Origin of the sequence: Pseudomonas sp. K5002, from assembly GCF_013386655.1 — a bacterium.
Taxonomy (GTDB): domain Bacteria; phylum Pseudomonadota; class Gammaproteobacteria; order Pseudomonadales; family Pseudomonadaceae; genus Aquipseudomonas.
This window is the reverse complement of sequence record NZ_JACARK010001731.1, coordinates 1-302: the sequence shown is the minus strand read 5'-3', so window position 1 is coordinate 302 and position 302 is coordinate 1. Positions and strand designations below refer to the sequence as shown.

Annotated in this window: 1 protein-coding gene; it reads left to right on the top strand. The window is 66.6% G+C overall.

The genetic code is table 11. The annotated features are described in order from the left end of the window. Nucleotides 1-302, top strand: a 302-nt coding sequence (locus tag HX846_RS38975) for a sulfite exporter TauE/SafE family protein (RefSeq protein ID WP_178967670.1), incomplete at both ends; no start/stop codon positions are given.

Here is a 302-nt window from a genome sequence, read left to right as displayed (position 1 = left end):
CATCGGTGTGTTCGCCCTGGTGATCGCCGTGCAGATGACCCTGGAGCTCAAGCCCAAGGCCAGCCGCCAGGTGCCGGGCAAGCTCGGCCTGACCCTGGCGGGCGGCGTGATCGGCTGGTCGTCGGCGATTTTCGGCACCGGCGGCGGTTCGTTGACCGTGCCGTTCCTGACCTGGCGCAGCGTGCCGATGCAGCAGGCAGTGGCCACTTCGTCGGCCTGCGGCTTGCCGATCGCCCTGGCCAGTGCGTTAAGTTTCATGATTCTGGGCTGGCATGATCCGCTGCTGCCCGATCATAGTCTCG